The sequence below is a fragment of the Nitrospiria bacterium genome (assembly GCA_035517655.1).
Lineage (GTDB): Bacteria > Nitrospirota > Nitrospiria > JACQBZ01 > JACQBZ01 > JACQBZ01.
Genome location: DATIYJ010000057.1, coordinates 1 through 18,236, shown reverse-complemented (window position 1 = coordinate 18,236; position 18,236 = coordinate 1). Strand labels below are relative to the sequence as shown.

The window sequence follows — 18,236 nt, the reverse complement described above, 5'->3', positions numbered from 1 at the left end:
CTGCGAGCCGGGGAATATGTTCACGGCGTGCGTGACGGGGGAAGCGGAGCCGGCCACGCCGACGATCCTGGCGCACGCGGGGGATCCGGTTCGGATCCATGTGTTTGGGGCCTTCAACGAGCAGAACCAGATCTTCAGCATGGAAGGCCATGAATGGCCGCTCAAGCCGAACATGGTCGGGGCCGATATGCTCAGTTCCGAGGAATTCGGCTCGTCCGAAAACTTAGACGTATATATCAAGGAAGGGGCGGGAGGACCGTTCCATCTTCCGGGAGATTATATCTGGCAGAACCACCGAATGCCTTATACCCAGGCCGGACAGTGGGGCTATCTGCGGGTCCTTCCGGTCGGGGATAATCGGATTCTTCCGCTGAACGGCGGCGAAATAGGGGGACGGACGGCCGAGTTGCCGAAGAAGGAAGCGGCGACGCCCGTCTCTATGCTGGAGAAAGGCAACCCGTAGAATATTGTTCATGGATATACCGGGCAGGGGCAGGAGGAGAACGGCTGATCCTCCTGCCCTCTTGCCTTTTTAGAATATGTTGATCCATTGCGATGAATTTTGGTATAATTCATCGTTCAATGTTTTAGGATAGGAGCGAATATGTCAAGCCGATTATTGATTCTCGGAGTGGTCCTTTCGGTACTGGCCGGATCTTGCGCCGTTTCCATGGCCGCGGAATACAAAGAGGCCGTGGTGACGGACGGCGGAACGATCAGCGGGAAAGTGACCTTAAAAGGGGCGATTCCGGATCCGCGGGTCTTTCCGGTGGTGCTCTATCCGTTCGGGGAGTACTGCAAAAAGATTTCCGACGGTCATGGGAATATCCACCTGGAAGAATTCGTTGTGTCCCCGGAGGGAGGGCTTCAGGATACCGTCGTGGCCGTGCAGGAGGTGCCGCGCGGGAAGCCGTTTGTGCATGTCAAGAGCGAGCTGGTGGCGGTGAACTGCATGTTTCATCCGGCGGATGTGCCGGACAGCGAGCAATTCATCGTGGGGGGGGATAAACATGTGCACCATGCACATCCGTTGGTGATGGTGTTGGAGAACCATCGGCCGATTTCGGTGACCAACAAAGATCCCATCGTGCACAACGGGCAGGTGTTTCAAAGCGAGAAGGGGAATATCCTTTTAAACTTTCCATTGCCGGTTTCGAACGACCCGAGAGGCGGAGTTTTGAACTTCGAGAAGGGCAAACGCATCTCGGAGATGATCTGCGGGATGCACGAGTTCATGCAGAGCTGGGGTTTTGTGGTGGACAACCCGTATTATGCGCGGACGAAGCGGGACGGGCTGTTTGCGATTGATCAGCTGCCGCCGGGGACCTATCGGGTGCTGGCGTGGCATCCGCATTTTCAGCCGATCGAGCGGGAGGTGACCGTTCCGGCGGGCGGAAGCGTCACGATGAATTTTGAGTTTGACTCCGCCAAGATTCAGCGGCCGATCTATGAGCGGCAGGACAAATACCGGATGGGGCCCGAGGCCAAACCCGAACATCATCTCATGGGTTGTGAAGGCCCGTATTGCACGGATGAATGAACCATGATCTCGAAATGGTATGGCGGTTTTAGGACGACGGTTTTACTGGGGGTTTTGGTTCTGGGTGTCCCTTCCTCCGGTTTGGGATACGAAGAAGTCGCGGTGACCTCGGGAGGAAGCATCACGGGAAAGGTCGTTCTGAACGGGACGCCCCCGCCGGCCCGGATCTTTCATATGGTCTTCTCCCCCAATATCGATTTCTGTTCCCGGATCTCGGACGGCAAGGGGAACCGGCTTTTGAAGGAGTTCCAAGTTTCACCCGACGGCGGGTTCCAGAATGTTGTGGTTGCGGTCGTGGGGGTTCCACGGGGGAAGAGGTTTGATTACACCCCGGAAATATCGCTCGATACCTGTCAAGTCGGACCCTTTGTGATCCCGATTCGAAATCAATATCCGATTCGGATCGTGAACAAGGATCCGGTCACGCACGATCTCCAGGCCTATACGCTTCGGGATGATTACACCTTCGAGATGTTCAATAAGCCGATGATTCCTCAAAGCGTCGCTTCCAAAGAGATCGTTCTTCGAAAGAATCATTATATTTTCCGCACCCAATGCGGCGTGCATGACTTCATGCAGTCATGGGGCATGGCCGTCGGAAATCCGTATTTTGCCGTTACCGGCGCCGACGGGAGCTTTACGATCCCGGATCTTCCCCCCGGAACGTACGACGTGATCGCCTGGCACCCGTATATGAAAGTCCAGGCGCAGAAAGTCACGGTTCCGGCGGACGGGAAGGTTACGTTGAATTTTCAGTTTGAGACCTCGGAAGTCCACATCCCCTTGTACAATCTTCAAACACGGTACCGGCTCCAAACCGCGTTGGAAAAAATTCCTTTAAAACCTCCCGCCGTCGAACTCCAAGTGCCCTGAAAAGATCGAAAGCCGCCATCTTCCCGGGATGAGGATGCCCCCGCCGGAGAAACGCCCATCGGTTAATCCTCGTCAAATAATTCATTGACCGTGCGGTTTAAAGCTTGTATGATTAAGTCATAATTTTGTATGCAAAATAAAGGCTGTTTCTCCCCATGGGCACGACAAAGAAAAAAGCGATCGCCGAAATCATGCAGTCCTTGCGCCGGATCTTTAAGGCGGTCCAGCAGTATTCGGAAGCGGTGCTGAAAGAATTCGGCGTGACCGGCCCTCAACTCTGGGCGCTCCGGACCATTTATATTGCAGGACAGCTCTCCATGAGCGAACTAAGCCGGAAAATGTATCTGCATATGAGCACCGTTTCGGGTGTTGTGGATCGATTGGAGGAGAAAGGATACGTGGAGCGGGTCCGGGGCGGCTCGGACCGGCGTGTGGTCAACGTCAGCCTCACGAAGGCCGGAAAACGGATTGTGCAGAAAGGTCCGGAGGCCGCGCAGGGCAAACTGCTTCATGGGTTGGAAAGCCTCTCGCGGCCGCAGGTGTTGATCATCCGCTCTTCTTTAGAGAAGGTGGTTCGGTTGATGGAGATCCAGGATACCAAGGCAACGTTCTTTTTTAGTGAGGAGTAATCGTCATGAATGACAAAGTTATGCGGCGTTTATCTGTTTTGAGTATGGGACTTTTTTTCACGGGAGTCATCGGGGTTTTGGGGAATTCCGTTGCTCTCGGGTACGAAGAGGCCGCGGTGACCGACGGCGGAACCGTTGCCGGGAAGGTCACCTTGAAGGGCGCCGTTCCGGAGCCCCGCGTGTTCCCGCTCGCCCTTTACCCCTTCGGACCGTATTGCAACAAGAACAAGGTCATATCGGACGGCAAAGGCAATGTGCGGATCAGTGAATTCAACGTTGCGGCAGACGGCGGAATGAAGGATGTGGTGGTGGCCGTGGAGGAAGTGAAACGGGGAAAACCGTTTAAACCCATTGTGGCCAATCTGGTGGCCAGAGATTGCCAGTTCTTGCCTTTCGTGAGCATTGTCCAACACAGCGGCTCATTTACAATGAAAAACGAGGATCCGATCATTCATAATGCCCAGCTCTATCAGGCCGAGAAGGGAAATCTGCTTCTCACGGTTCCAAATCCGCCGAACTCCTCCGGGACCTTTCCGATCAAGTTTGAGAAGCATAAGAGAATCTACCAGATGATCTGCGGCATGCATGAGTTCATGCAGACCTGGGGCTATGCCGTGGACAATCCGTATTATGCGCTCACGGACGGCAACGGAAATTTTACGATCGACCAATTGCCGCCGGGGAAATATGAGGTGATCGCCTGGCGTCCCCATTTTAAACCCATCGAACAGGAAATTACGGTCACAAACAATAAGGCGGTGTCGCTCAATTTCGAGTTCGATGCCAGCGCGGTAAAGCGGCCGCATTACGAGACTCAGGAAAAGTTCCGGATGGAACATTGATTAACGGCGGGCCGCCGGAAACAATTCAGGGAGCCGCGATCTTTCGGACATCCGCCGTCAGTTCCTCGACCAAGGCGCGGACCTGCTGCCGCAAAACCGCTTCGGTCACGGGTTTCGGTCCGCCGATGCCCTGCACCCCCTTTCGGAAATCATCCAAGCGCCGCTCGTGCTCCAGCGCGCGATCGGCTCCGAAAACTTGAGCGATTTTTTCCCGCAAGCCGGACTCCCCGTAATATTTCGAATTCGCGCTCATCACGGTGGATGTCGCGGCCGTGCTGTTTCCATTTCTCCACAGGAGAATCGCCCGCTCCAACTCCGCGTGAATCTGCTCCACCGCAGAGGCCCAGTCCTGACCCGTGGTTTCGGTGAGATCGATCCCGCGCGAGGCTTCGGCGTGGAATTGAAGCCGCAGCACTTTCGCGCCGGTTGTCAGTTCCAAAGCCTGTCCGCCGCGCGCGCTCTCCGCCTCGGTCAATCGGGGATGCCACGCTTCAATTCGGTAGGAGCCGTAGGGGATGTTCCGGATTTCAAATTGCCCGCGGTCATCGGTGACGGAAAAGTACGGCGACGGGGTGACGAAGATGAGACCGCGCATGTTCTGGTGCGTGTGGCACCGCAAGGGGACGATGCCCGGATTTTTCAAGACGACCTCCTTCACGGTGCCGGGAAGATGGGCGCCGGTGTCAAAGCGGTTGGCCTCCGCCTTGGAATAGATGTTATGAATTTCAGAGTCGTGATTTTCAAACCGGATGGTGGCGCCCGCCGGAACGACTAAAAAATCCGGTTTGAACCGAAGGTTTTCCTGCCGGATTGTTTTCTCCGTGGGCGGGGAAGAGAGAAGTCGGCCGTCCGGGGTTTGAAGAAAGACCACCGCGCGGTCGGCCGGCTCCGAATTGATCAAAACCCGGCCCGTGAGCCCTCCGGTTTGCGCCCCGACCTCGGCTGAAATGAAGGAGGCGGACAGAATAACCGCGATAAGAAGCCGTATCATGAAATGATCATATCAAAATTGAATTCCGGCCGGCAAGGCGGGAAGCTGGACCGAACCCCTCGGCCTTCCGGATTGCCCTACGAACCATCGCGGCAAGAATTCTTCGGAAAGAAGGTTGGCCCGTTTTCCGTGCGCCCGATGATTCCCTTCACCGTTTCTTCATCATCTCTTCTTCTTATCTTCATGCGGCCGTGCTATAATCTCGACCGAAATTAAAGGAAAAACGAATGGACCCTACTTCGAAAGAGGCTGTTTTGATCGTGGAGGACGACCGGAAAACGGCCTCGGTTCTCGGCCTCTATCTTCAAAAGGAGGGGTTCGACACCCTTGAAGCCGACAACGGGATCGACGCGCTTTCTCTCTTCAAGAAGAGACGCCCCGTTTTTGTTTTACTCGATCTGATGATTCCTAAGCTGGATGGTATTGAAGTCTGCAAGAAGATCCGGCAGGAATCGGATGTCCCGATCATGATGGTGACGGCCAAGGTGGAAGAGGTGGATAAGCTGGTCGGACTTTCGATCGGCGCGGATGATTACGTGGTAAAACCTTTCAGTCCGAGAGAGGTCGTGGCCCGCGTCAAGGTCATTCTGCGCCGTTTCCGGCGCAGGGAAAAGGGCCCCCTCAAGCCCTATTCCTTTCAGGGTCTTGTTGTGAACCCGGAGAAGCACAAAGCCACTCTCCACGGAACCCCCTTGCAGCTGACCCATTTCGAATTCAAACTTCTCGTGACGCTGATGGCGGCTCCCGGCCGGGTCTTCTCGCGAGAGACCCTGCTGGATGAAGTGTACCCGAGGGGCGAGGTCCACGTCCTCGATCGGACGATCGATGCGCATATCAAGAATCTCCGGCAAAAGATCGAGAAAAGCCCGGCGCGGCCCCGATACATTAAAACCGTCCGGGGGATCGGCTACCAGTTCGCGGAGAAATAAGGTGCGAGTCCCTAAAATCAGCCTGATCTGGAAGTTGGTGGCGATCAACCTGTTGGGGGTTGGGATCGTCGTCTTTCTCGCCTGGCAGGTGATCGATCATTTCGCCGCGGACTATTTTATGGGTTTGATGAAGCAATATAACATCGATCCCGAGGTTCTGCATGCGATGTTCCTGCACACCACCCATCAGTTCCTCCTCCTATCGATGGTCCTCGGCCTCGTCGCGGTGTCGCTGCTCGGCTTCTTCATGACCAAACAGGCGATGCGCTCGCTTACCCAAATGAACAAGATAACGCGAAAGCTTGCGATGGGGGATTACTCCGAGCGGGTCAAGGTCATCACGCATGACGAGGTCGGCGAGTTGGGGCTGGCGTTTAATCAAATGGTCGGGAGTCTTGAAAGAATCGAGAGAATGAGGAAAGATCTGGTCGCCAATGTGGCCCACGAGCTTCGGACTCCGCTCAATAACATCCGGGGTCAGTTGGAGGCGATTCAAGACCGGTTGATGGAGCCGTCGCGGGAGACGATCGATTCCCTTCATGAGGAAGTCCTCCGTCTGGTTCGCTTGGTCGACGCTCTCCATCGTCTTTCCCAGATCGACGCCGAAACCCGGGTCATGATGAAGGAACGTTTCGATCTCCAGGCCGTGATCCTTCAACTGCTTCGAAAGGAACAGCCCCGCTTTGATCAGAAGAGCATCCGGATGAAGATCAACGGGGCGCCCGTCTTCGTGGTCGCCGATGCCGATCAGATCGTTCAGGCGGTTCAGAACCTGATCCAGAACGTTCTTCAATACACTCCGGACGGTGGAGAGGCGGGGGTCGATATCCGAACGGAGGGGAGCCGTGCGAAGGTTCTTTTCACGAACAGCGGTGAAGGAATCCGCCCGGAAGACCTGCCGCACATTTTCGAGCGGTTTTACCGGGGGGAGAAATCCCGTTCCCGCGAATGGGGCGGAGCGGGCATCGGGCTGTCCATCGTCAAACAGATTGTCGAGGCCCATGGGGGGAGCGTGGGAGCCGACAGCCGACCCGGCTTGACCGAGGTCTGGTTTAACCTTCCGCTTTGAGCCGATCTTCATCGAATCTTCACATTTCCTTCATTCGGCCTTCAAATTCCTCCGGTAAGATCTGCACTATCAATCAAGTTCACTTTTTACACTGAAAAATAAATCGAACCCGTTCGGCAGGACGGGTGAAATGGAGCAAACATGAATTGGGGATTGGAACTCTTGTCGATTTTGGCCGGACTGTTGACGGTCTTAAGCCCTTGCATCCTTCCGGTTCTTCCGCCTCTTCTTAGCGCTTCCGTCGCGACGCCGCTTCGTCACCGCCCTTTCTGGATCGTGCTGGGGCTTGCGGGCGGCTTTACGCTGTTCGGAACGACCTTTGCTCTTTTTGGAAGCCTCCTGGGATTAAGCGACGCCCTTCTCCGTCACGTGGCCTTGGGTATCCTCTTTTTCTTCAGCCTCTCATTGATCTGGCCGAGGCTCTGGGAGGGAATAGGGAACCGGATCAGCTTCCTTGCGCAAAGATATGCGGGGATCAACCGGCTCGGCGCCGAACCGGACCGGCTCAACGCCCTGCTGATCGGGGGCTCGCTGGGACTGATCTGGGCGCCCTGTGCGGGGCCGATTCTCGGCATCATCATTACGCTGGCCACCGTTCAGAGATCGTTTGCCCAAACCCTGTTTTTGATGGGCGGGTATTCTCTCGGGGCTGCCGTTCCGATGCTGCTGATCGGGTATGGGGGACAAACGGTCTCCCACCGATTGCAGCATTTTCGGGTGTGGGGACCGATCTCGCATAAACTTCTGGGATCCCTGACCCTCGCCACGGTCATCGGGCTCTATTTCAACCTGGATACATGGCTTCTTTCCCACCTTCCGGGACGGCTTTTCATTACCAACCAGATTGAAAGGCAACTGGTCGATAAAAAAGAATCCGCGTCCATTCCCCGAGAGGATCCGGACGCAAGCGATTCGAACTCGGGAATCGCGCTGGCGTCGACCGAAGCCATGCCGCTGCCTGTCTTGGGAACGATTCCGGAGTTCTCTCACATTACGGCTTGGATCAATTCTCCCGCTTTGTCGTCCTCCGATCTAAAAGGAAAAGTGGTCCTAATTGATTTTTGGACCTATTCCTGCATCAACTGTATTCGAACCCTTCCGTATGTCACTCAATGGTACCAAAAGTACAAAGACCAAGGATTGGTCGTCGTCGGGGTCCACACTCCGGAATTCAGTTTTGAAAAAGAGGAAGCCAATGTGAAACAGGCGGTCCTCCGACACGGCATCCATTATCCGGTTGCCCTGGACAATGATTATGGAACCTGGAATGCCTACAACAACCGGTATTGGCCGGCGCACTACTTGATCGACGCCCAGGGGAGGATCCGTGAAGAACATTTCGGGGAGGGAAATTATAAGGAAACCGAACGGGCCATCCAGACTCTTTTATCCGAGGCCAAGCTGCTTCACCGGCCCGTGAGCCTGGAGGCCCCGAAAGATTCCGTCGATTTTTCCAAAATTCATTCGTCTGAGACGTATATCGGATATGGCCGCACACAAAATTTCTCGTCCCCTCAAGGCCTGCAACCGGATGCCGTCCTGGACTACGCCGCTCCCGCGACGCTCGGTCTTAACCAGTGGACGCTGACGGGTTTGTGGAAAATTACGGAAGAGGCGGCCGTTCTCCAGGCTCCCGGCGGCGCGATTCGATTTCGATTTGAGGCGCCCAAACTCAATCTGGTCATGGCCGGGAAAGGAAAAGGATCGATGGCCAAAGTCTTCCTGGACGGAAAACCGATTTCTCCGGACTCGCGCGGCGACGATGTGGGACCGGACGGCAAGGTTGTTGTTACCAATTCAAGGCTCTATAACCTCGTTGCACTTCCACGGGGCGAAGGCGGGGATCATCTCTTTGAGCTGATCTTTGAAGAACCAAACGTAAAGCTTTTTGCCTTCACGTTCGGTTAAAGGAATTTTATTCCGTTCGGGAAAAATAATTATGCAGGAGGACCGATGGATCGAAGAACTTTCCTTCAATCCGCCCTGGTCGCGGGATTCGCAATCCTGGCCATGTCTTTCAAGCCTCGGCGGGTGCAGGCCGGAGAGTCGGACGAAACGTTTGAGATTACCAAGACGGACGAGGAGTGGCGCTCGCACCTGACCCCCGAGCAGTACAATGTTCTGAGAAAGGAAGGAACGGAGCCGCCTTTCCAGAATGCGTATTACAAGAATAAAGCCCATGGCGTCTACCTGTGCGCGGGATGCGACCTGCCGCTGTTTTCCTCCGATGCGAAGTATGACAGCCACACCGGATGGCCGAGTTTTTGGAAGCCGATGAATGACTCCGCCGTCCGAACCAAAACGGATATGAAATTACTCTATCCCCGGACCGAGGTGCATTGCAAAAGATGTGGCGGCCATCTCGGACACGTTTTCGACGACGGGCCGCCGCCGACTTACTTGCGGTATTGTATTAATTCGGCGGCGTTAAAGTTCGTCCGGAGCCCATAGGGAGGATCTTCACCGAATCTTCATCATTGCTTTATCGTGTCTTCATGTTCCTTCGGTAAGATCGCCGTGCCGGTATTGAAATAAGCTTTTTCCCAACGTGTAAGAAAAAAGTGAATCTAACCCCAAAAGGAGGATCCCATGAAGACCCCCGTGAGTAGAAATCTTTCGTCCTGGATGCTGGCCTTGTTTGGAGTGCTTTTCTTGAATCTTTCGGCGTTCGCGACGGAGCCGGGCGGCATGATGAAGGACGGCAAGCCAGGGGAGATGATGCAGAGCGAACAAATGAGCGCCGATGAGATGATCAAGAAGGGAGACGAGATGATCGCTCAAGGAAAAGAAATGAAGAAAAAGGGAATGATGATGAAGAAAAAGGAGATGAAAAATCAGGGGACGATGCAACAGGACAAGATGATGAAGGAAAACGAAATGAAGGAAAACCAAATGAACGAGATGAATAAATAAGCACAGAAACCATCATGCCTCATCGATCGGATGGAGTGGCCGCTGCCTGTTATTCGTTACGGCGTAAACGACATATTAACCGCGACACATAAAGGAGAGTCGAAATGAAAAGCAAAATCCTGGGAAGCGTTTTGGGCGTGGGAATGTTGATGATCACCGCGGGGACAGTCTTTGCGGAAAGCCCGCATGACAGAGACGAGGGCGCGACCGGGGCGGTGTATGCCATGACCAATGCCCCCGATGGGAACAACGTGGTTATATTTGACCGGGACAAAGACGGCATCCTGACAAAAGTCGGTTCAATATCAACCGGAGGAACGGGTTCCGGCGGCGGGCTCGATCCGCTGGGTTCTCAGAATTCCCTTGTCCTGAGCCGAGACAACCGATGGTTGTTGGCCGTCAATGGAGGGAGTAATGAAATTTCCGTCTTCCGAGTCCGGCCGGACGGCCTGAAATTAGTTGACGAGGTCGACTCGGGAGGGGACTTTCCCGTCAGTTTGACCGTCGACCACGACCTCGTCTATGTCCTGAACGCCGGGGCCTCTCCGAACATCACCGGTTTCACCTTGAGCCATAAAGGTTCGTTGACCCCTCTGGCCGGAGCCACGCGCGCTCTTGGATCCGGAGCGTTTGCCCAGGTCGGGTTCGACCCGGAGGGCGAGACATTGGTCGTCACGGATAAGGCGGGCAGCAAGATTCTCGTCTACTCCGTGGACGATGAGGGCGTGCCCGCCGTGAGTCCGGTCGTGTCAGCCTCGCACGGAAATACCCCCTTCGGGTTCATCTTTGACCAACGGGGACGCCTGCTGGTCGTTGAAGTCGGCCCGAATGCGGTTTCATCCTACAAGATTCTGAAGGACGACACCCTGCAGGTGATCAGCGGATCGGTGCCCAACGGGCAGCAAGCGGCCTGCTGGATCGCCGGAGATGAACGTGGACATGTCTTTACAGCCAATCCCGGCAGCGGGACGGTTTCGGCTTATCAACTCACGGCTCGGAACGGGCAGGTGGCGCTGCTGAACGGGGCCGCCGGCAGCGGAAATAAACCTCTCGACATGGCCGTCGCCGCCGACGGACGTTTTCTTTATGCCTTGGACCCGGGCAGTGGAGCGATCGACATGTTCCGTATCAAACACGACGGCAGCCTGACCGATCTGGGCGCGATCGACGGAACGCTGCCCCTGTTTGCGCAGGGCATCGCGGCATGGTAAAATGTTTCGGCAAATAAACAAACGTAGATTCTGTGAATAGGCTTTAAGGAGGAAACGGTGATCGAAGACCAAAACCCGAAGACGTTGGCCGTGGAGTTGGCCGAGTTGGTTAAGAATGTGAGTGCGAATCTTCCGCCCGAGAAATTTAAGATCTTTGGGCGCATGATCGAAGAATTCAAAGGAAGCGGAGTTGAAAACCGTGCGCTGAAGGTCGGAGCCAAAGCGCCGCCGTTTCGCTTGCGCTCGTCTGAGGGAGAATGGGTTTCATCGTCCGATTTGTTAACCAAAGGCCCGCTCGTCGTGTCATTTTATCGCGGAGGATGGTGCCCGTTTTGCAGTCTGGAGCTTCGGGCGTGGGAGCGGCACCTCGGAGACTTGCAAGCGCTTCACGCGGGTTTTGTGGCGATCTCGCCTGAAGTGGCTCAGAAGGGGGCGGAGACCGCGAAGTCAAAGCAGTTGTCCTTTCCGGTATTGAACGATGAAGGGTTTCGTGTCTGCGAACAGTTCGGACTGGTTTTCAAGTTGAGCCCGGAGGCGATCGGCCTTCATCGGGATTTCGGCGTCGATCTTCCCGCCATAAACGGCGGATCGGAATGGAGACTGCCGGTGCCCGCGACGTTCGTGGTCGGCCGTGACGGCGTCATTCGATGGGCGTTCGTTAATGCCGACTACACGAAGCGGGCGGAGCCTGCCGATGTCCTGAATGTTCTGCGCACGATGCAATAGGCGATAACATCGATGCGATGTGCCCCGAACCTCGATCCCGTCGACTCAGAACGACCGGCCGGAAAATCTTCGGAGCCGGTAAAATTCCTTCCCCGTTCTTCACAGGAAACGGTATTCGCGATAGGATTACTCCGTGCGGTTTTGATAACCTCCCACTGAGTCGGAGCTCCTCTTCGGTTGTCTTATCGTTGTCATATTGATGTTGGAAATGGTAACATGATTCTGGTTCATGAATGAAGGCGCCCGGGATGTCTATCATGCGTTTTCGTATATTCTCCATCGGCCTGTCCATTCTGCTCCTGTTGCCCGGCCTCTTGCGTGCCGCGACGCCCGAGGACCCGGGCAAGGCCTACTTCGAAGAGGGGATGGATCTGAACACTCAACGGCGATTCGGCGAATCGATCGACAAATTAACGCAGGCCGTTCGGCTGAGTCCGGAAAACAACCGTTATCACCAGGCCCTTTTCACGACCTATCTTGCGACGCGGCAGGGCCTGAAGGCGATCGAGGTTTACAAGGGGTTGACCCGCGAGTTTCCCGACAGCCCCGCCATGCATTACTGGCTGGGTCGGCTCTATCTTCAGAGCCAGTCCTTCGAAGACGCCGCGCATGAATTCCTCGAATCCACCCGGCTGGCGCCCAAGGACGAACATGCCTGGATCTCTCTTGGACATGCTTATTACCGCGAAGGGAAGGACGAGGAGGCGATGAAGGCCTATCGGGAGGCCGACGCGTTGTCTCCGAAGGTGGCCGTGGTTCATGCCGGCCTGGGGAATCTGTATCTGAAAAAGAAGGACTATCCGCGGGCCCAGAAAGAGTTTGAAGAAGCGCTTCGGATCGATCCGTCGCTTACCGAAGTGCGTTACAACGTCAGCATCGTCTATCAAAAGAAGGGTGAAATCCCCAAGGCCATGAAGGAGTGGCAGGCCATTCTCGACGACGACCCCAACGAATCCCCCGCCCGCGAACAATTGGCCCGGGCCTATTATCAACGAAAACAGTATGCGGAGGCGGTCCGGGAGTATTCCACGTTGTCGCTGGTCCGACAGGAAGCCCCGGAAGTCTTCTTGGCCTTGGGCGAGTCCCAGATTATGCTGGCGGAGTCCCTGGAGAATCCGGACGATAAAAAGCAGCTTAAGGATCTGGCCGTTCAATCGTTCCGGCACACCCTGGAGCTTGATCCGAAAAACGGGCAGGCCCGAAAATATCTGGACCGCTTAACTCCGAAACAAGCGCCTATTCAGCCCCCGCCATGACGGCATTTCGTCGTCCAGGGAGTCGGTTCACGACCCTTCCGATCATTCTTTGCGTCTTCACGCTGGTCTTTTTATTTTCGAGTCGGGCGGACGACCTTTCCGCGGATACGGTGTATGACTGTAACACTCCGGAGAACCTGGAAGAACCGACGACGATCGAGATCGTCCTGGCGCAGAAATGGAAAGGCCGGGGTGATGAGATCAAGCACGCGCTCGGCTCCGATACAAACGGGGTCAAGGTTCGGCTTAAATTTTTCCCGTTTTTGGATCCGCCCGCCAACATCGGCATCGGCAAATGCGTTACGGCCGAAAACGGGCGCCGGGCCATCCATGAAGCGGTCCATTATCTTGGAAAGATCGACCGGCTGATTCGGCAGGACATCCTCCCGCATCACTGGGTCATGATCGGAACGACCGATGTCGCCGAGCTGGCGTGGATCTCGATCAGCCCGGATGATCTGACACGGTTGACCGACCCGGCGCTTTCCACCGATCAATTCCAGACGCTTTACCGACAACTGGCCGCCCCAAGAGAGAAAAAGCTGCCTTTTGGAATGGGGAGCGAGAAGATTGAAGAGAAGCCATAGATCAATAACCCGCGCGGTCTCCGAACATTTCCCGCCCGGTTCCATGAGGCATCCCTCGGTCTGCTGGATCATTGTCCTCTTTGTCGTGGCCGGGATCTCCTTCGAGGAAGCTTCCTTTAGCCTCGCGTTTGATCGCGATGCCTCCGCCATCGAGGTGTTAAAACATGAATGGCACCCGAGCACGGTCTGGGAGAGGATCGGTAAAACCAAATTCGTCTGGAGCGCAACGGTTCGAAACAATTCGGAGATCCGGAAAAGGGTTTATGTCTATTACGATCTGTTGGATGCTAGGGGCGTTCCCCTGGCCCGCAATGTGGCCAACCATTACATCGATGCCCACCAAACCATAGAAATTTCATCCGATTCGTACATTATGTCGGTTGATCTCCCCGGTGTTAAGAGCAGCCGTGTCACCGTGAAGGTCGGCTTTCCTTGATTTTATGGGGAACCCCGGTCTCTCAACCATGGACCCCGCTCGATGTGTGGATTCAATTCAAACCGGCCTCAATTTTTACCCTTGACAAAATTGTTTTTTAGGTGTAATTAGTGGGCTCCACGTTGGATTGTAGACAGTTTGTTCAATTTTTAACACCGAATACACTTGATCGGATTAGCTTGATTCGTGGCCAGTGCTTTCCATGAACACGTTCCTTAAAACGCCGCCTGTTGAAAAGCGCCCGTTCAATCCGGTTATCCCGATTAAAGAAAATCGTCTCGAAGCCCTAATAATTAGGAACTAAAAAATCACAACGATAGGAGATCGCCCGATGAAAAATGTAAGAAGCGCTGTTTTTAGCGGACTGCTGGCTCTTTTGCTGACGCTCGCGACGAAGGGCGTTGTCATCAGCGGGGAGACCGGATACGCGCCGCCGTCCGGTCCGGATTCGCCGAACACAGCGGCACCCGGATGGCAGGAGAAGTTCAAAGAGCAGATTGTCCGTGAAGACGCCGCCGAAGGCCGCACCGGCCATGAAGACCAGGTGAACGCGGCCATGCAGAAGCTGATGGACGAGATCGCCAATGGGGGCCATGGGCATGCGGCCGGGGCAAACGGCGGGGGATCGATGGCCGGCATGGCCGCGATGCAGCCAAACAATCGTGAAGGACACGCGGGCGGTTCGGGGCCGTTCGCCGACATGAGCACGATGCAGCAAATGGATCGGAGCTTTATCCTGGGTCCGGCCAGCACCAGCGAAAGCGTAGCTTCCGGAGGCCATTGTCCGGCGAACGCTCCGGTCAAGGAATATGACATCTCTGCGATCAATATCGAGATCACGATCAACCAGTGGTTGGATTACTTTCCCGGATATATGTATGTTCTGACCGGAAATGTTGAAAAGGCCCGCGCCGATGAGAAGGCCAACCAGGAGGCTCGTAAGAAGCCGGGCTACGATCCCGGCGCGGTCACAACCGGTCTGCAGACCGATACCATCCAGCCGCTCAATATTCGCGGGAACCAGGGGGACTGCGTCATCATCACCCTCCGGAACCAAATGAAGGATGATGACGTGAGCCTCCACATCCACGGCTCCAGCATGATTGTGAAATCAACCGGCCAGGCCGCCACCATGGCCAATCCGGATTCCGATGTCAAACCGGGCAAGAGCCAGGTCTTTGAATGGTACATCCGTCCGGACGAGCAAGAAGGGGGCCATACCTTTCATAGCCATGTGGGTCGCGAACAGTCCAGTCTCGGGATGATCGGGACCTTCATCGTCGAGCCGATGGGATCGCGTTATCTGGATCCGATCACCGGAAAAGAGACGAAAAGCGGTTGGCAGGTGATGATCGATCAGCCCGACGCGCCCGACTTCCGGGAATTCGTCATCATTTATCATGAAATCGGGGATGAGTCCTTCCGGCCCTTGAACCGGAACGGCGAGATGATTCCGCAGCGGGACCCCAACACGGACGCCTACCGTCCCTCCGCTCGGGCGCTCAATTATCGCAGCGAACCGTTCGGAATCAACAATCTCGCGCTTCAGGAAAAGTATTTCCACATCGAGGATGAGTCGCTTTCCTACAGCGCCTACACCTTCGGCGACGTTCCCACGACCATCCCGCGGTCTTATATGGGGGACCCGGCCAAGTTCCGCTTGGTCCACGGGGGCGGCGAGGTCTTTCATTCGCACCATCCGCACGGCGGAACGATCCGGTGGCTTCGCCAGCCGAAAGCCGACGGGAAGGCCGACTTCCTCATGAATGCGGCCTCAAACGGTCCGGTGAAGTTCCCGGAAGTCCGCACGACCTCCGATCGGGTGGACGTCCAGGTGATCGGGCCTTCCGAAGTTGTCGATCTCCAGACCGAGTGCGGTTCCGGACTCTGCCAGCAGCTGGCCGGGGATTTCCTGTTCCACTGTCACGTGGCGCATCACTATGTCGCCGGGATGTGGGGTTACTGGCGGGTGTACAACACGTTGCAGATCGGAAACTATCCGTTCGGCAGCACCGACATCATGCCGCCCTTGCAGGAGCTTCCCGACCGGAAGGGCCGGATGAAGCCGGCCGTGACCTCCGACAAGCTGGTCGATAGGACGATGGATTGGTATGATAAGAAGTGGCATATCACGGCGAACAAGACCGACTGGTCGAAACCGATTCCGGATATTTCGATCAAGGATTGGGTCAAGATGATGGTTCCGCCGGCCGGCCAGCCGGGCCATACTGCCGACGAGAAGGGCCAGATCGAGGCCTATGACGCGACGGTATGGGACTGGACCTGGGACGGGAACAAAGCGATGGGCGAGCCGGAAGTGACCGGCGCGTTTGAGTGGCCGAAGTACAAATCGCCGATGCCGGGGAAGCGGCCGCCGATGCTGTTTGATGAGAAGACGGGAAAGCTCGCCTGGCCGAATTTCAGGCCGCATTTTGGAAAACGGGTTCCGTTTGCGCGTCATCATGGACCGGCCCCGTGGCTGGAGCCGATCCATATGGATAAGGACAACGGAGCCTTGTCGACCGACCCGGGCAGCAAGGGCGCCCAGGGCCAGGAAACAAACCAGCCCGCCAAACCGGGAGAGCAGGGGCGGTGGAGTCTCTGCCCTTCCAATGCGGGGAGAAAACAGTATACGATCCATTTCATCCAGACGCCGATCCAGTTGACGAAGGCGCTCGGCAAGGAAAAGCCGGTGCTGGATCCCAACGGGACGCTCTTTGTCCTTCAAGATGAGGAGGCCGAAGTCAAGGCCAATCCCGCCGGAGATAAGACGATTCCCTTGGTCTATCGCTCCAGCGTCTATGACTGCGTGGATGTGATCCTGAAAAGCGAATGGTTGGACAACGACACCACGAACTTCCAGATGTCGAAGATCAATATCCACCCGCACTTCATCCAGTTCGACAACCAGGCCTCCGACGGGGTGATCACCGGCTTTTCTTACGAGCAGTCGGTTCGCCCCTTCAGCGAATTGGAGAAAAAGGTTCATAAGGGCCTTCCGCCTCCGATGAACGCCGTCCTGACCGCCGATGCGAAGGCCGGTTCGAGCAGCATCCAGATCAAGATGGTGGAGGGCGCGACGCCGTTCCATGTGGGAACCGACCTGATGATCGGGATGGAGCAGGTGAAGACCTCGGAGGTCCTCTGGATCAAGGATATCAAAGGGGACACCATCACCTTCACGGAGCCGCTGCGCTTCGATCACGAGAAAAACGAGATCGCCTCGGTCGAGTTTGTCCGGTACCGGATGTGGGTGGATGCGGACGTCGGCACGGTCTTCTGGCATGACCATGCCTTCGGCGCGACCACCTGGCCGCACGGCGGCGTGGGAGCGATGATCGTGGAGCCCTACGGGTCGACCTACCATGATCCGAAAACCGGGAAGGAGATCCGGAGCGGACCGATTGCCGATATCCATTCGACCGAGCCGATCGGCTACGGGGTGAACGGCAGCTTCCGGGAGTTGGTGGTGATGCCGCACGACACCGTGCCGACGACCGCTCAGGTCGTGACGGTGGGAAACCCGCCGGGACAGACGGTTCAGGCCTCGATCGACGCCGGTCAGACGCTGTCGTTTAAAATGCCGTATGATCTGGACAAGGTGGCCATCACGATGCTCAACGGCGGGACGCATACCACGGGCGGCGGTTTAAACTTCCGGGCCGAGTCGATCGCCAGGCGGTTGAAGTTCAAACCGGAGCCGTCGATGGTTTTTTCAAGCCGGGTTTATCAGGACCCGAGCACGCCGCTGCTTCGGGCCTATCTGGGGGATACCATCGTATTCCGTTTGTTGCACACATTAATGAATGAGACGCACACTTGGCATGTGGCCGGCCACGCCTTCCGGACGGAGCGCTACGCCGAGCATTCGGATTTCCGGAATGCACAGCATGTCGGCATTGCCGAACGCTATGATCTAGTCAGCAAAGCCGGGGGGCCCCAGCAGATGGCCGGGGACTACCTCCATTATAACGGCCGGGCTTCCCATCTTTCGGAAGGGAGCTGGGGGATCATCCGGGTGCTGGATAAAGAGGTCCCGGATCTGAAGAAGCTGCCGGGCCGGGATGAGATTCCGGCGTCGGCGAAGTCGGTTTGCCCGGCGGACGCGCCGGTGAAGAGCTTCAACGTGATCGCGGCGGATCGGGCGTTAAAATACAATCCGAACGCGCCGGACATGATCGACGTGGACTTCGACCGCAAGCTGCAGGTGGCGAACCCGACGGGCAAGATCTAC

General features: G+C 56.0%; 17 protein-coding genes. 16 read left to right on the top strand and 1 reads right to left on the bottom strand.

Features of this window, described 5'->3' with window-relative positions:
- From VLY20_10750 to VLY20_10730, 5 genes are all read left to right on the top strand, one after another.
- On the top strand, positions 1–463 hold a 463-nt coding region (locus VLY20_10750), incomplete at its 5' end, for a hypothetical protein (protein ID HUK57125.1).
- Between the two features lie 141 nt (positions 464–604).
- Positions 605–1,540 (top strand): carboxypeptidase-like regulatory domain-containing protein, encoded by a 936-nt coding sequence (locus VLY20_10745; GenBank protein HUK57124.1) that lies wholly within the window; start codon positions 605–607, stop codon positions 1,538–1,540.
- A 3-nt stretch (positions 1,541–1,543) separates the two neighbouring features.
- Positions 1,544–2,413 carry a carboxypeptidase-like regulatory domain-containing protein gene (locus tag VLY20_10740; protein ID HUK57123.1) on the top strand — a complete coding sequence of 290 codons (870 nt, stop codon included), beginning with the start codon at positions 1,544–1,546 and terminating at the stop codon, positions 2,411–2,413.
- 155 nt (positions 2,414–2,568) lie between these two features.
- Positions 2,569–3,042 (top strand): MarR family transcriptional regulator, encoded by a 474-nt coding sequence (locus tag VLY20_10735; GenBank protein HUK57122.1) that lies wholly within the window; start codon positions 2,569–2,571, stop codon positions 3,040–3,042.
- Between the two features lie 5 nt (positions 3,043–3,047).
- Positions 3,048–3,884, top strand: coding sequence for a carboxypeptidase-like regulatory domain-containing protein (locus tag VLY20_10730; GenBank protein ID HUK57121.1), 837 nt, complete (start codon positions 3,048–3,050; stop codon positions 3,882–3,884).
- Positions 3,885–3,909: 25 nt separating this feature from the next.
- Here VLY20_10730 and VLY20_10725 read toward each other — a convergent pair whose 3' ends face one another.
- Complete coding sequence (locus tag VLY20_10725) at positions 3,910–4,875, bottom strand: hypothetical protein (protein ID HUK57120.1); 966 nt, start codon at positions 4,873–4,875, stop codon at positions 3,910–3,912.
- Positions 4,876–5,102: 227 nt separating this feature from the next.
- On the opposite strand from VLY20_10725, the gene VLY20_10720 reads away from it, so the two are divergent.
- The 11 genes from VLY20_10720 to VLY20_10670 form a co-directional block, all read left to right on the top strand.
- On the top strand, positions 5,103–5,804 hold the full coding sequence (locus tag VLY20_10720) for a response regulator transcription factor (protein HUK57119.1): 702 nt from the start codon (positions 5,103–5,105) through the stop codon (positions 5,802–5,804).
- A 1-nt stretch (position 5,805) separates the two neighbouring features.
- On the top strand, positions 5,806–6,873 hold the full coding sequence (locus tag VLY20_10715) for an ATP-binding protein (GenBank protein ID HUK57118.1): 1,068 nt from the start codon (positions 5,806–5,808) through the stop codon (positions 6,871–6,873).
- Positions 6,874–7,014: 141 nt separating this feature from the next.
- The gene (locus tag VLY20_10710) at positions 7,015–8,781 is read left to right on the top strand and encodes a cytochrome c biogenesis protein DipZ (protein HUK57117.1); all 1,767 of its coding nucleotides are present in this window, start codon (positions 7,015–7,017) and stop codon (positions 8,779–8,781) included.
- A gap of 45 nt (positions 8,782–8,826) precedes the next feature.
- Positions 8,827–9,324, top strand: coding sequence for a peptide-methionine (R)-S-oxide reductase MsrB (gene msrB, locus VLY20_10705; GenBank protein HUK57116.1), 498 nt, complete (start codon positions 8,827–8,829; stop codon positions 9,322–9,324).
- Between the two features lie 138 nt (positions 9,325–9,462).
- On the top strand, positions 9,463–9,786 hold the full coding sequence (locus VLY20_10700; protein HUK57115.1) for a hypothetical protein: 324 nt from the start codon (positions 9,463–9,465) through the stop codon (positions 9,784–9,786).
- A 104-nt stretch (positions 9,787–9,890) separates the two neighbouring features.
- Positions 9,891–10,997, top strand: coding sequence for a beta-propeller fold lactonase family protein (locus VLY20_10695; GenBank protein ID HUK57114.1), 1,107 nt, complete (start codon positions 9,891–9,893; stop codon positions 10,995–10,997).
- Between the two features lie 57 nt (positions 10,998–11,054).
- Positions 11,055–11,723: a peroxiredoxin-like family protein gene (locus tag VLY20_10690; protein HUK57113.1), complete on the top strand. Its 669-nt coding sequence runs from the start codon at positions 11,055–11,057 to the stop codon at positions 11,721–11,723.
- A 257-nt stretch (positions 11,724–11,980) separates the two neighbouring features.
- Complete coding sequence (locus VLY20_10685; protein HUK57112.1) at positions 11,981–12,979, top strand: tetratricopeptide repeat protein; 999 nt, start codon at positions 11,981–11,983, stop codon at positions 12,977–12,979.
- The gene (locus tag VLY20_10680) at positions 12,976–13,566 is read left to right on the top strand and encodes a hypothetical protein (GenBank protein ID HUK57111.1); all 591 of its coding nucleotides are present in this window, start codon (positions 12,976–12,978) and stop codon (positions 13,564–13,566) included. Before VLY20_10685 ends, VLY20_10680 begins: the two co-directional genes overlap by 4 nt.
- Entirely contained in the window at positions 13,550–14,002 is a 453-nt protein-coding gene (locus VLY20_10675; protein ID HUK57110.1) for a hypothetical protein, read from the top strand. Before VLY20_10680 ends, VLY20_10675 begins: the two co-directional genes overlap by 17 nt.
- 331 nt (positions 14,003–14,333) lie before the next feature.
- Positions 14,334–18,236 (top strand): multicopper oxidase domain-containing protein (locus VLY20_10670; protein ID HUK57109.1); only part of this gene is annotated, 3,903 nt, incomplete at its 3' end.